At 74.5% G+C, this 13,182-nt stretch carries 15 protein-coding genes and 1 pseudogene; 12 read left to right on the forward strand and 4 right to left on the reverse strand.

What is annotated here, in order from left to right; all coding sequences use genetic code 11:
• The first annotated feature begins 21 nt into the window (after positions 1-21).
• The gene (locus tag ABD358_RS08445; RefSeq protein ID WP_344630242.1) at positions 22-705 is read left to right on the forward strand and encodes a class I SAM-dependent methyltransferase; all 684 of its coding nucleotides are present in this window, start codon (positions 22-24) and stop codon (positions 703-705) included.
• A 395-nt stretch (positions 706-1,100) separates the two neighbouring features.
• On the opposite strand, the gene ABD358_RS08450 is transcribed toward ABD358_RS08445, so the two are convergent.
• Positions 1,101-1,472, reverse strand: a complete 372-nt coding sequence (locus ABD358_RS08450; RefSeq protein ID WP_344630243.1) for a fic family toxin-antitoxin system, toxin component — start codon at positions 1,470-1,472, stop codon at positions 1,101-1,103.
• Positions 1,469-1,702 (reverse strand): antitoxin, encoded by a 234-nt coding sequence (locus ABD358_RS08455; protein WP_344630244.1) that lies wholly within the window; start codon positions 1,700-1,702, stop codon positions 1,469-1,471. The genes ABD358_RS08450 and ABD358_RS08455 overlap by 4 nt, the downstream gene beginning before the upstream one ends.
• 158 nt (positions 1,703-1,860) lie before the next feature.
• Here ABD358_RS08455 and ABD358_RS08460 point away from each other — a divergent pair, with 158 nt between their 5' ends.
• The 8 genes from ABD358_RS08460 to mug all read left to right on the forward strand — a co-directional run bounded on the left by ABD358_RS08460 (position 1,861) and on the right by mug (position 9,831).
• Positions 1,861-2,640 (forward strand): ABC transporter ATP-binding protein, encoded by a 780-nt coding sequence (locus tag ABD358_RS08460; protein ID WP_344630245.1) that lies wholly within the window; start codon positions 1,861-1,863, stop codon positions 2,638-2,640.
• 50 nt (positions 2,641-2,690) lie between these two features.
• A complete protein-coding gene (locus ABD358_RS08465) occupies positions 2,691-3,581 on the forward strand; it encodes an LLM class F420-dependent oxidoreductase (RefSeq protein WP_344630246.1) in 891 nt (296 codons plus the stop codon).
• 56 nt (positions 3,582-3,637) lie between these two features.
• Complete coding sequence (locus ABD358_RS08470) at positions 3,638-4,078, forward strand: GNAT family N-acetyltransferase (protein ID WP_344630247.1); 441 nt, start codon at positions 3,638-3,640, stop codon at positions 4,076-4,078.
• Positions 4,079-4,286: 208 nt separating this feature from the next.
• A complete protein-coding gene (locus tag ABD358_RS08475; RefSeq protein ID WP_344630248.1) occupies positions 4,287-5,714 on the forward strand; it encodes a hemolysin family protein in 1,428 nt (475 codons plus the stop codon).
• Positions 5,711-6,718 carry a hemolysin family protein gene (locus ABD358_RS08480; protein WP_344630249.1) on the forward strand — a complete coding sequence of 336 codons (1,008 nt, stop codon included), beginning with the start codon at positions 5,711-5,713 and terminating at the stop codon, positions 6,716-6,718. Before ABD358_RS08475 ends, ABD358_RS08480 begins: the two co-directional genes overlap by 4 nt.
• 94 nt (positions 6,719-6,812) lie before the next feature.
• Entirely contained in the window at positions 6,813-7,649 is an 837-nt protein-coding gene (locus ABD358_RS08485; RefSeq protein ID WP_344630250.1) for an SGNH/GDSL hydrolase family protein, read from the forward strand.
• A 76-nt stretch (positions 7,650-7,725) separates the two neighbouring features.
• Positions 7,726-9,156, forward strand: coding sequence for an adenylosuccinate lyase (gene purB / locus ABD358_RS08490; RefSeq protein WP_344630251.1), 1,431 nt, complete (start codon positions 7,726-7,728; stop codon positions 9,154-9,156).
• Between the two features lie 129 nt (positions 9,157-9,285).
• On the forward strand, positions 9,286-9,831 hold the full coding sequence (mug, locus tag ABD358_RS08495) for a G/U mismatch-specific DNA glycosylase (RefSeq protein ID WP_344630360.1): 546 nt from the start codon (positions 9,286-9,288) through the stop codon (positions 9,829-9,831).
• 23 nt (positions 9,832-9,854) lie between these two features.
• Here the strand turns inward: mug and ABD358_RS08500 are convergent, their stop codons facing one another.
• Entirely contained in the window at positions 9,855-10,103 is a 249-nt protein-coding gene (locus ABD358_RS08500; protein WP_344630252.1) for a hypothetical protein, read from the reverse strand.
• Here ABD358_RS08500 and ABD358_RS08505 point away from each other — a divergent pair.
• Positions 10,074-10,193 (forward strand): annotated as a pseudogene (locus ABD358_RS08505) (LuxR C-terminal-related transcriptional regulator); the annotation flags it as partial. The gene ABD358_RS08500 and the pseudogene ABD358_RS08505 sit on opposite strands and share 30 nt — an antisense overlap.
• Positions 10,194-10,290: 97 nt before the next feature.
• A complete protein-coding gene (locus tag ABD358_RS08510) occupies positions 10,291-11,445 on the forward strand; it encodes an ROK family protein (protein ID WP_344630253.1) in 1,155 nt (384 codons plus the stop codon).
• 51 nt (positions 11,446-11,496) lie between these two features.
• Here ABD358_RS08510 and ABD358_RS08515 read toward each other — a convergent pair whose 3' ends face one another.
• Entirely contained in the window at positions 11,497-12,240 is a 744-nt protein-coding gene (locus ABD358_RS08515; protein WP_344630254.1) for a GntR family transcriptional regulator, read from the reverse strand.
• A gap of 174 nt (positions 12,241-12,414) precedes the next feature.
• Between ABD358_RS08515 and ABD358_RS08520 the strand changes: the two genes are divergently transcribed.
• On the forward strand, positions 12,415-13,179 hold the full coding sequence (locus ABD358_RS08520) for an SDR family oxidoreductase (RefSeq protein ID WP_344630255.1): 765 nt from the start codon (positions 12,415-12,417) through the stop codon (positions 13,177-13,179).
• Positions 13,180-13,182 lie beyond the last annotated feature (3 nt).

Here is a 13,182-nt window from a genome sequence, read left to right on the forward strand (position 1 = left end):
CCGTCCGAACGGAGGGACCCCATGACGACGGATCGCGGCGCCGGGCTCCCCTCCCACGAGCCCCGGAACGACACCGTGCGCCATCCGCTCTTCGCCCGGTACTACGCCCGCTTCGCCCCGGCGCTGGACGTCCGCGCGGGCATCGGGGCGCACCGCGCCGAGCTGACGGCGGGCCTGTCCGGCCGGGTGGTCGAGGTCGGGGCGGGCAGCGGGCTGAACTTCCCCCACTACCCGGCCGGCGTCCGGGAGGTGGTGGCCGTCGAGCCGGAGCCCCGGCTGCGGCGGGCGGCGGCGGACGCCGCGCGGGAGGCCCCCGTCCCCGTCTCCGTGGTGCCCGGCACGGCGGAGGAGCTGCCCGCGGACGACGGGGAGTTCGACGCGGCCGTGGTGTCGCTGGTGCTGTGCTCCGTACGGGACCCCGAGCGCGCCCTGGCGGAGCTGCGGCGGGTCCTGCGGCCCGGCGGTGGGCTGCGCTTCTACGAGCACGTCCGGGCCGAGGGGGCCGCGGGGTTCCTGCTCCAGCGGGCGCTGGACCGCACGGTGTGGCCCCGGTTGTTCGGCGGCTGCCACACCGGCCGGGACACGGTGGCCGCGATCGGGGCGGCGGGTTTCGCGGAGGTCTCCCACCGGCGGCTGCGGGTGCCGGAGCGCGGTGCGCCGACCCCGGTCTCGGCACATGTGCTGGGCAGGGCGCGGCGGCCGTGAGGACCGTCCCGGACGGGCGGGCCGCGCACGCGCGGATCCGCCCGGCGCACCGGCGCCGCTCACCGGCGGGGGCGGGTTCGGCGGCGGCCGGCTCCACGGGCTCCGCCTCGGACATCCCGCTCGTTCCCGCTCGCTTCGGTGCAGCCGCGGCGGACCCGCATCACGAGCCCTTCCGCCACGGCGATGAGGCGGACGGGGGCGGGCCACGGCTCCGGACCGGCCTCGCCGCACTCCCCGCCTCCCCGCCGGTGCGGACGGCCCGGGCGGCGTCCTCGCGCAGCCGCCGGGTCGCCCCCGCACCGGCCCGGGCGGGGACGGGGGCGTCCGGGACACGGCCGGGCCGGGGAACGACACCTCCGTTCCGGTGGTTCACCGGCGGCGGCCGGCGGCGGGTGTCACAGCGTCCAGCCGCGCAGCTCGTCGGCGACGGCGCGCACGTCCGCCGTGCCGTCCTTGACCAGCCGGGCCAGGTCGCGGACCTGCTCGGGCAGGACGGCGACCTTCAGCCCGCTGGCCACCAGGTAGGCGTAGGCGACGGCGGAGGCGAACAGGGCGTTGGACCGCTCCAGGGCGGGGACGTGCAGCAGGAGCTGGAGCAGCGCGGCGGCCCGGTCGTGGGGGTCGGGGTAGACGGGCCGGTCGAAGACGGCCGCCTCGTGGCGGGCGACCGCGGCGATCAGTGCGCCGTAGTCGGTCACGCGCGGGTCGCCGGGGGTCTTCTCCTCGGCGATCATGAGCAGCCAGGCGAGGTCGATGCGGACGGTCACGAAGGTCTGCGGCCCTCGCGTTCCCGGCCGAACTCCTCGGCGAAGACGGCTTCGTACTGCTTCATGAAGTCGGCCGCCGCGTCGACGAACGCATGCCCCACCTCGCCCGCGTCCCGGCGGACGAGTTCCTCGATGTAGCGGTTCACACTGATGCCCCGCTGGAGTGCCCGCCTGCGGGCGGCCTCCGCGGTCGTCTCGTCCACGCGGACGTTCAACTGGGTCTTGGCCACACCACCACGCTAGCGCCGGAACGCTAGCGTCGGCAAGCGTTCCGTCCCGCCGCGCGGCGGGACGTCCCGGGCCGTCCGGTGGATGCGCCGCCGCGTGCCGGGTACGGCACTGGTGACGGCTCCCGCCGGGGAGCCGTCCGTCCAGACCGGGAGGTGCGGTGTCCACGGAGACGGAGAAGACGCGCGCGGCGCGGGGGGACGGGCGGGTGGCCGCCCGCGCCCGCGCGCTGACCAAGACGTACGGCGGCGGCGAGGCGGCCGTGGTGGCGCTGGACTCGGTGGACGTCGACATCGCCGCCGGCCGGTTCACCGCGGTCATGGGCCCCTCCGGGTCGGGCAAGTCGACGCTGATGCACTGCCTGGCCGGGCTGGACACGGCCACCGGCGGGCAGGTGTGGGTGGACGACACGGAGATCACCGGGCTCGGCGACACCGAGCTGACACGGCTGCGGCGGGACGAGATCGGCTTCGTCTTCCAGTCCTTCAACCTGCTGCCCACCCTGACCGCGCGGGAGAACATCACCCTGCCCATGGACATCGGCGGCCGCAGGCCGGACCCCGGATGGCTGGACACGGTGATCGACACGCTCCGGCTGCGGGACCGGCTGGACCACCGCCCCACCCAGCTCTCCGGCGGCCAGCAGCAGCGGGTGGCGTGCGCCCGCGCGCTGGTCTCGCGCCCGAAGCTGGTCTTCGCCGACGAGCCGACCGGCAACCTCGACTCGCGCTCCGGCCTGGACCTGCTGGACTTCCTGCGCCGTGCCGTGGACGAGCTGGGGCAGACGGTGGTGATGGTGACCCACGACCCCCGCGCCGCCGCCCATGCCGACCTGGTCCTCTTCCTCGCCGACGGGCGGATCGTCGACGAGATGCCCGAACCCGCCGCGGGGGCCGTCCTGGAACGCATGAAACGGTTCGACCCCGTCCGGCAGTACTGACCGCCGCCGGAAGCCGACCGTTACCGGAAGCCGACGACCGAGGAGGCGCCATGGCGAGACCGTTCCGTTTCGGTGTCAACCTGATCACCCCCGAGTCCGGCGACGCGTGGCGCGCGAAGTGCCGCCGCGCCGAGGCGCTGGGGTACGACGTGCTGCTCGTGCCCGACCACCTGGGCGCGCCCGCGCCGTTCCCGGCGCTGGTCGCCGCGGCCGAGGCGACCGAGCGCCCCCGGGTGGGCACCTTCGTCCTCAACGCGGGGTTCTGGAACCCCGCCCTCCTGGCCCGGGAGGTCGCCACCTGCGACCGGCTCACCGGCGGACGGCTGGAGCTGGGCCTGGGCACCGGGTACGTGCGCTCCGAGCACGACCGGGCCGGACTGCCCTGGGGCTCCCCCGGCGAGCGGGTGGACCACCTGGAGCGCACGGTCGCCGAACTGGAGCGGCTGCTGCCCGACCCCGAGCACGTCCCGGCACCCGAGCAGCGCCCCCGGCCGCCCCTGCTGATCGGCGGGAACGGCGACCGGGTACTGGGGCTGGCCGCCCGCCACGCCGACATCGCCGCCTTCACCGGAGCGCGTCCGGCCCCCGGCGAACCGGAAGGCGTCCTCCAGTTGATCACCCCGGCCGAGCTGGAGGAGCGGGTGGCCTCCTACCGCCGCCTCGCCGCCGGGCGGCGGGAGGCGGCGGAGCTGAACTACCTGGTCCAGCAGGTGAGGGTCACCCGGGACCGGCGCGCCGTGGCCCGCGAGCTGGCTCCCTACGCCCCGGACTGGACGGAGGACGAGCTGCTGGCGCACCCGGCCCTGCTCACCGGCACCGTCAAGGAGATCGCGGAGCAGGTGCGCGCCCACCGCGACCGGTACGGCTTCACCTACTTCTGCGTGCTCGAACCCTCCATGGAGGCCTTCGGCCCGGTGATCGAGGAACTGCGGAACGGCTGATGACCGCATGGTGAAACTCTCCGCGCCCGGCGCCCGGCCGCTGCTGGGATGCCCGTATGAACGACTTTCCGACCCCCTCCGGGATCCTCATCCGCGCCGCGACCGCGGCGGACGCCGACACCGTCCTGGCCTTCTGGAAGGAGGCCGCCACGGGGACGAGCGTCAGCGACGACCGCGAAGGCGTGGCACGGCTGGTCGAACGGGATCCGGAGGCCCTGCTGCTGGCCGAACACGACGGGCGGCTGGTGGGCTCGGTGATCGCCGGCTTCGACGGCTGGCGCTGCCACCTGTACCGGCTCGCGGTCCATCCGGAGCACCGCCGCCGCGGCGTGGCCTCGGCCCTGCTGAGGGCGGCCGAGGAGCGGTTCACCGCGCTGGGCGGGCGGCGCGGCGACGCCATGGTGCTCGACGACAACGAGGTGGCCCACCGGGCGTGGCGCGCCGCGGGCTACGCGCCGCAGCCGCAGTGGAGCCGCTGGGTGAAGCCACTGGGCTGAGCCGGACGGCCGCCGGAGGCGGGGAGGCGCGGCCGTCCGGCCACGGCGGTCGGCTCCCCGGCCGCGCGGAGGGAAGCCCCCGGCCGCACGGAGGACCCGGAGGAGGGGCGTGCGGGCGTTCCCCGGCGGACGAGCCCTCCGGCGGCGGTTCCGGCTCCCGCCGGGCGCGCCTGCCCGTCCTGCCCGACCATGGGATGGAGGTGTCCCGATGACCGAAGTCCTCCTCCTGCTCCTGGCCCTGCTGCTGACCCTCGCCTGCTCGGTGTTCGTCGCGGCGGAGTTCTCGCTGACCACCGTGGAGCGCAGTGAACTGGAACGGGCCGCCGAGCGCGGCGAGCCGGGTGCCGACAGCGCCCTGAAGGCGGTGCGGTCGCTCACCTTCCAGCTCTCCGGCGCTCAGCTCGGCATCACCGTGACCGGCCTGATCATCGGCATGCTCGCCGAACCCTCGATCGCCCGGCTGCTCGCCGGCCCGCTGCGCGCGGTCGGCCTGCCCGCATCGGCGGCGTCCTCGACGGCGCTGGTACTGGGCACCGCGGTGTCCACCGTGATGCTGATGGTCGTCGGCGAGCTGGTGCCGAAGAACTGGGCGATCTCCCGGCCGCTGCCGGTCGCCCGCAGAGTCGCCGTCGCCCAGCGTGTCTTCAGTGCCGCCTTCCGGCCGCTGATCACCCACCTGAACAACACCGCCAACCGCGTGCTGCACCGGCTCGGCCTGGAACCCACCGAGGAACTGGCCTCGGCCCGCTCCCCGCAGGAGCTGGTGGCGCTCGCCCGCCACTCGGCGAAGGAGGGCGCGCTGGAGGCGGACACCGCGGAGCTGTTCGTCCGCACCATCCAGCTCTCCGAGCTGACGGCGCAGAGCGTGATGACGCCCCGGGTGCAGGTGACCGCCCTGGAGGAGCACACCACCGCCGAGGACGTGGTCAACCTCTCCCGGGCGACCGGCCTGTCCCGCTTCCCCGTCTACCGCGGCAACCTCGACACCGTGATCGGCGTCGCCCACGTCAAGGACGTGATCGCCGTCCCCGCCGGCCGCCGCCCCCACTACCCGGTCGCCGAGCTGCTGCGCGAGCCGGTGCTCGTGCCTGAGTCGCTGACCGTCGACCGGCTGCTGGACCGGCTGTCGGGGAAGAACAGCATCGCGGTGGTGATCGACGAGTACGGCGGGACCGCCGGTGTCGTCACCCTGGAGGACATCATCGAGGAGGTCGTGGGCGAGGTGCGCGACGAGCACGACCCGCTCCAGACACCCGACCTGGTCCCGGCCGGCGAGGACGAGGAGGGCCGCACGCTCTACGACGCCGACGGCGCCGCCCGCGTCGACCAGCTGGAGGCCATCGGCATGCGCGCGCCGGAGGGCCCGTACGAGACCCTGGCCGGACTGATCGCCACCGAACTGGGCCGGATCCCCTCGGTGGGCGACACCCTCACGGTGGCCGGCTGGCGCCTGGAAGTCGTGGACGCGACCGGCAGGCGGGCCGCCGGGGTGCGCATGACCGCGCCCCCGGCGACGGAGCAGGACACGTACGGCGCCGATCACCACTACACCGGCGGACGCCACCACGGGCCGGAGATCGTGGGCGCCGACGGCGCAGACGGCGGTGCCGCCACCGACGGGGAGGCACGCCGATGACCGTCGTCCAGCTGGTGATCGGCCTGCTGACGCTGGTCGCCAACGCCTTCTTCGTGGGCGCCGAGTTCGCGATGATCTCCGTGCGCCGCAGCCAGATCGAGCCGCTCGCCGAACGGGGCGAGAAACGGGCGCGCAGCGTGGTGTGGGGCCTGGAGCACGTGTCGGCGCTGATGGCCGCCGCGCAGCTGGGCATCACGCTGTCCACGCTGGTGCTGGGCGTGGTGGCCGAGCCCGCGATCGCGCACCTGCTGGAGCCGCTCTTCCACCTCGCGGGCGTTCCCGAGGGCCTGAGCCACCCGATCGCCTTCGTGATCGCGCTGGCGGCGGCGACGTACCTGCACATGCTGTTCGGCGAGATGGTGCCGAAGAACATCGCGCTGGCGGCTCCCGAGCGCACCGCGCTGCTGCTCGGGCCACCGCTGGTCGCCGCCACCAGGACCCTGCGGCCGGTGATCTTCGGCATCAACGCCCTCGCCAACGTCCTGCTGAAACTGCTGAGGGTGGAACCCAAGGACGAGGTGTCCTCGACGTACTCCGACGACGAGCTGGCCCGCCTCGTGGCGGACTCCAGCGAGGCCGGGCTGCTGGACGAACGCTCCACGGAGCGGCTGCGCGACGCACTGGAACTGGGCCGCCGCCCGGTGGCCGAGGTCGTGCGCCCCTCGGAGCGCGTCGTCTCGGCCCGGTTCGGGATCACTCCCGAGGGCCTGGAGGAGCTCTCCGCGCGCAGCGGTTTCTCCCGCTTCCCGGTGCTCGACAGCGGCGGCCGGGCCCTGGGCTACCTCCACGTCAAGGACGCGCTCGACGCCTCGCCGCGCGACGTGCCGTTCCCCGTCCCCGCCCTGCGGCCGGTCGCACGGGTGCGGGCGACGACCCCGCTGGACGACGTGCTGGGCGCCATGCGCAAGAGCGGCACCCACCTCGCGGCGGTGATCGGCGCCGACGGCAGGACGGCCGGGCTGGTCACCATGGAGGACGTGCTGCGCGAGCTGGTGGGCCGTTAGCCCGAGCCGCCGGCGCGGGCCGGTGGGCCGTACGGGTGGAGGGCCGGGGCGCGCAAGTGGGCGTACCGAGCGGTCGGTTACGATGACCCGCGCCATGGACAGTACACCCGCCTCCTCCACCCCGCCCGTCATCACCAGCTTCGTCGCCCTGGGGGACTCCTTCACCGAGGGCATGTCCGACCTGCTGCCGGACGGCAGCTACCGGGGCTGGGCCGACCTCCTGGCCACCCGCCTCGCCGCGCGCACCGACGGCTTCCGGTACGCCAACCTGGCGGTCCGCGGCAAGCTGATCGGGCAGATCGCCGAGGAGCAGGTGGACGTCGCCGCCGCCCTGGGAGCGGATCTGGTGACGCTGGTCGGCGGCCTCAACGACGTCCTGCGCCCGAAGTGCGACATGGGCCGGGTGTGCGGGCTGCTGGAGCAGTCCGTCGCCAAGCTCGCCCCGAACTGCGGGCGGCTGGTGCTGATGCGCAGCCCTGGCCGGCGCGGACCGGTCCTGGAGCGGTACCGGGGGCGGATGGAGCACCTGTTCTCCTTCATCGACGCCCTCGCCGAGGAGCACGGGGCGCTGGTGGTCGACCTGTACAGCGGCGACGCGCTGAGCGATCCGCGGCTGTGGGCGGACGACCGGCTGCACCTGACCGCCGAGGGCCACCGGCGGGTCGCCGAGGCCGTCTGGCAGCGACTCGGCCACCCGGCCGAGTCGGACTGGCGGGCGGCCCTGCCGCCCGCCGTCCTCCCCCGCTGGTACGAGCGCCGCATCGAGGACCTGCGTTTCACCCGGCGGCACCTGCTGCCCTGGATCGGGCGGCGGCTGACCGGACGCTCCTCCGGCGACGGGCTCCCGCCCAAGCGGCCCGACCTGGCTCCGCTGGACCCGGCCGTGGACCGGGAGCGGTACCCGGCTCCGGACCTGACGTCCGGCCTGTGAGCCGGGGCCGGCACCGGATCCCGGCGGGCGGACCTGGCACGGTCCGCCCGCCGGGACACCCGTAGAATCCCCGGATGTGACCGACAAGCCGCGCATCCCCAACGTCCTGGCCAACCGCTACGCCTCCGCGGAACTGGCCCGCCTGTGGTCCCCCGAGCACAAGGTGGTGCTGGAGAGGCGGTTGTGGCTGGCCGTGCTGCGGGCCCAGAAGGACCTGGGCGTGGACGTGCCGGACGAGGCCCTGGCCGACTACGAGCGGGTGCTGGAGAACGTCGACCTCGCCTCGATCGCCGAGCGCGAGAAGGTCACCCGCCACGACGTGAAGGCGCGGATCGAGGAGTTCAACGCCCTCGCCGGACACGAGCACGTGCACAAGGGCATGACCTCCCGCGACCTGACCGAGAACGTCGAGCAGCTCCAGATCCGGCTGTCGCTGGAGCTGGTGCGCGACCGCTCCGTCGCCGCCCTGGCCCGGCTGGGCCGACTGGCCGCCGAGCACTCCGGGCTGGTGATGGCCGGACGCTCCCACAACGTCGCGGCGCAGGCCACCACGCTGGGCAAGCGCTTCGCGACCGCCGCCGACGAGCTGCTGGTGGCGTACGCCCGGCTGGAGGAGCTGCTGGGGCGTTACCCGCTGCGCGGTGTCAAGGGCCCGGTGGGCACCTCCCAGGACATGCTGGACCTGCTGGGCGGCGACGCCGGGAAGCTGGCCGACCTGGAGCGGCGGATCGCCGGGCACCTCGGTTTCGGGCACACCCTCACCTCCGTCGGCCAGGTCTACCCGCGCTCGCTGGACTACGAGGTGGTGACCACGCTGGTGCAGCTGGCCGCGGCGCCCTCCTCCCTGGCGAAGACGATCCGGCTGATGGCCGGTCACGAGCTGGTGACCGAGGGGTTCAAGCCGGGGCAGGTGGGTTCCTCGGCGATGCCGCACAAGATGAACACCCGCTCCTGTGAGCGCGTCAACGGTTTCGCCGTCATCCTGCGCGGCTACGCCTCGATGGTCGGGGAGCTGACGGGCGACCAGTGGAACGAAGGCGACGTCTCCTGTTCGGTGGTGCGGCGTGTCGCCCTGCCCGACGCGTTCTTCGCCCTCGACGGCCTGCTGGAGACCTTCCTGACGGTGCTGGACGAGTTCGGCGCGTTCCCCGCCGTCGTGGCCCGCGAGCTGGACCGCTATCTGCCGTTCCTGGCCACCACCAAGGTGCTGATGGGCGCGGTGCGGGCCGGGGTGGGCCGGGAAACGGCCCACGAGGCCATCAAGGAGCACGCGGTCGCCTCGGCGCTGGCCCTGCGCGAGGGCGCCGAGCGCAACGAACTGCTGGACCGGCTGGCCGCCGACGAGCGCATCCCGCTGGACCGGGGACAACTGGACGGATTGTTGGCCGACCGGATGTCCTTCACCGGCGCGGCCGGCGACCAGGTCGCCTCGGTGGTGGCCCGGATCGAGGAGATCGCCAAGCGGCATCCGGAGGCCGCCGCCTACACCCCGGGCGCGATCCTCTGACCGTCCGCCCCGACTGACGAGGGCCCTCCCGGGAAGGAGAACCCCCGCGCAACGACCGCCGGGAGGGCCATGACCGAGAACGCGATGTCCGGGACGAACCGGTCCGGGGCGAGCGGTCCCAGGAGGAGCATGTCCGGGGAGGAGATGGAGGCGCTGCGCGCCCGTACCGTCCCGGACGTGGTGGCCGAGGGACTGCACGTGCTGTTCTGCGGGATCAACCCCGGCCTGACGACCGCCCGTCTGGGGCACCACTTCGCCCACCCCGGCAACCGCTTCTGGCCGGTCCTGCACGCCTCCGGGTTCACCCCGCGGCGGCTGAAGCCCTCCGAACAGCACGAGCTGCTGGAGTACGGCCTGGGCATCACCAACATCTCCCCCCGTCCCACCGCCCGCGCCGACGAGCTGACCGCCGAGGAGTACCGCGAGGGCGGGCGGGTGCTGATCGAAAAGGTGGTGCGACTGCGTCCGGCCTGGCTGGCGGTGGTCGGGGTGACCGCCTACCGGGCGGCCTTCGGCGACCGGAAGGCCCGGATCGGCCCGCAGGAGGCGGCGATCGGCGACACCCGGGTCTGGGTGCTGCCCAACCCCAGCGGGCTCAACGCCCACTGGACCCTGGAGACGATGGCCGAGGAGTTCGGCCGACTGCGGACCGCCGCGTTCGGCGACTCGTCCTGAGGAAGAGCCCGCCGGCCTGCCTGTCAGGCGTCGCGGTGGCGCAGGACGGCCAGTCCCCCGCAGAGGGCCGCCACCGTCCACAGGCCCATGACCGCCATTCCGCTCCACGCTCCCAGCGGCCCCTCGGGCACCGGGTGCAGCACCTGCTGCCCGGCCCGGTCCGGCGGGAAGCGGGCCGACTCGCCCACCACCGGGGATATGAGGAAGACCAGCGGCTCCGGCAGACTCGGCGCGGCCGTCCGGTGCCGGGCGCCGAAACGGTGAAGTCGCATGTCAGCTCGGTACTGGCGAAACTGGGTGCACGCGACCGGACTCAGGCGGTGATCACCGCGTACGAGTCGGGGTTCGTCACACCGGGCTGACTCAACGGACGCCCTGTGACGGCTCCCCCGGCGCTCGCCGCGCTGCCGCTCGCCGGATACCATCCGCCCACGGATGTGCACTACCGGGAGGCGGACGTTGGGACGGCTCACCGGCAGGGACCCTTCCCTGCTGCGCAGGATCAACTCCACCGTCGTCCTGCGGGCGCTGCGCGCCGCCGACGGCACACCGACGCTGTCCGACCTGGTCCAGGCTACGGAGCTGTCCCGTCCGACGGTCGAGGGCGTGGTGGAGCAGCTGGTGGCGGCCGGGTTGGCGGCCGAGGCCACGGGCGGTCCCGGTGACGTCCGGAGGCAGGGCCGTCCCGCACGCCGCTACCGCTTCCGGGCCGAGGCCGGCCATTCGCTGGGCGTCGAGATCGGCCCGCACCGGGTGGCGGCCGTGCTCGCCGACCTGTCCGGGCGCCGACTGGGCACGGCCGAGCGGGAGGTGTCCGCGTCCGCTCCGGCCGAGGAGCGGCTGGAGCGGACGCGGAGCACGGTCGCCGAACTGCTGCGCCTCTGCGGGGTTTCGCACGGCACTTTGCGCGCGGTGGGCGTGGGCAGTCCCGGCATCGTGGAGGCCGACGGCACGGTGCGGCTGTGCACCGCGCTGCCGGGCTGGACCGGGCTGCCGCTGGGCGAGCGGTTGCGTCACTCGTTCCGCTGCCCGGTGCTGGTGGAGAACGACGCGAACGCCGCGGTGCTGGCCGAGCACTGGAAGGGCGCGGCCGTCGGCTCCGACGACGTGGTGTTCGTCCTGGCGGGGCTGAGTCCGGGCGCCGGCTCGCTGATCGGCGGGCGGCTGCACCGGGGGTTCGGGGGAGCCGCCGGGGAGATCGGCGCGCTGCATCTGCTGGGCCGTGAGGCCGCCCCGGAGCACCTGCTGTCGACGACCGGGGAGCCGCTGCATCCGCTGGACGAGGCGGCTGTGGCGGAGGTCTTCGCCCTCGCCCGCGGTGGGGACGAGCGGGCGCGGCAGGCCGTGGACCGTTTCCTCCGGCGGCTGGTGCACGACGTGGCGGCGCTGGTGCTGGCCCTCGACCCCGAACTGGTGGTCGTCGGCGGCTGGGCCGCCGGACTGGACGGGGTGCTGGCCCCGCTCCGCCGCGAGTTGGAGCGCTACTGTCTGCGGCCGCCGCTGGTCGAGCTCTCCCGGCTCGGTGCGGACGCCATCGCCACCGGTGCGCTGCGGCTGGCGCTCGACCGTGTCGAGGAGGAGCTGTTCACCGTCGAGGACGCCGACGCCCGCTGACGTCCGCGGGGCGTTTCCGGAGCTTTGGGGACGCCCCGCGCCGCCGGTCCGTCAGCTCGCCATCAGGGCGACCCCGCCGGTGTCGCCGAAGGTCAGCCGGCAGGTGTCGGCGCGGTAGGTGGAGACCGCGACCGCCGCGGTGCCGCCCGCGGCGAAGTAGCGGGTGGTGACGACGAGGACGGGCGCGCCGGGCAGGCGGTCGAGCCGTTTGGCGTCCTCGGCCCGGGCGGAGCCCAGCTCCACGGACCGGTCCTGACCACCGGGTTCGAGGCGGTTCAGCTCGCGGAGGACGGCCCGGCCGCGGGCGGCGCCCGCGTCGGTCTCTATGGCGGACATCCCGGGCACGGAGGCGGCCGGGACGTACAGCAGCTCGGTGGCGACCGGCTGGCCGTGGACCACCCGCACGCGGTGGACGGTGAACACCGTACGGTCGGCGTCCGCGCCCAGCATCCCGGCCACCGCGGCGGGGGGCGCGCTCTCCTCGCAGCCCTCGGTCTGCCAGGCGTCTCCCGGGGCTCCGGGCCAGCCGTGCCGGGCGGGCTCCACCTCGATGCCGACGCGCGGCGGGGCGACGGTGGTGCCGACCCCGCGGCGGCGCTGGAGGCGGCCTTCCAGTTCCAGCTGCTCCAGGGCCTGGCGGAGCGTGGCGCGGGCGACGCCGAAACGTGCGGCCAGCTCACGTTCGTTGGGGAGGATCTCCCCCACCTCGAACTCCGAGTCGAGCGCGTTCGACAGCACGGTCCTGAGGTGCCAGTACTTCGGCTCCGGCACCGTTTCCGGTCGCGTGGTCCCCACCCTTGCCTCCGCAGTCGCCGTGTCCCGTCGGTTTACACGCTTGTTTTTTAAAGGTTGTTGCGTATACCGAACCTTAAGGATCCTTAACCCTCTTGGTCAAGACCAATCGGCCCGCTAGCGTGCTGCCCGGAACGGGCCGGACCGGGACCGGCCGGCAAGCGGAGGAGGGTGGGCATGGCCCAGCGGGATGCGGCACGGCAGGTCACCGTCGTCACCGGCGGCAGCCGCGGCATCGGGGCGGCGGTCGCCGTCCGGCTGGCGCGGGCCGGACACGACGTGGCCGTCGGCTACGAGCGGTCGGAGGAGGCCGCCCGCGCCGCGGTGGAGGCGGTGCGGGCCGAGGGGCGCGGGGCGATCGCCGTCCGGCTGGACACCAGCGTGGAGAGCGAGGTCGACGCCCTCTTCGAGGAGACGGCGGCGCGGCTGGGGCCGGTCACGGGGGCCGTCCTCAACGCCGGGATCACCGGGCCGCTGGGCCGTTTCACCGAGACTCCCACCGAGGTGATGCGCCGGGTGGTGGACGTCAACGTCATGGGGACGCTGCTGTGCGCGCGGCGGGCGGCGCTGGAGATGTCCACGCGCCACGGCGGGTCCGGCGGCGCGATCGTCACGGTCTCCTCGTGCGCGGCCACGCTGGGCAGCCCGGGCGAGTACGTCCACTACGCCGCGTCCAAGGCCGCGCTGGACGCCATGACGGTCGGGCTGGCCAAGGAGCTCGGACCGGAGGGGGTGCGGGTGAACTCCGTCCAGCCGGGGGCGATCCTCACCGACATGCACGCCGCGATGGGCGATCCGCAGCGACCGTGGCGCAAGGCCGAGGTCATCCCGATGGGGCGCCCCGGGGAGCCCGGGGAGGTGGCCGCCGCGGTCGCCTGGCTGCTGTCGCCGGAGGCGTCGTACACCACGGGCGCGGTGCTGCGGGTGAGCGGCGGGCTCTGACCC

The sequence above is a fragment of the Streptomyces glaucosporus genome (assembly GCF_039533345.1).
Lineage (GTDB): Bacteria > Actinomycetota > Actinomycetes > Streptomycetales > Streptomycetaceae > Streptomyces > Streptomyces glaucosporus.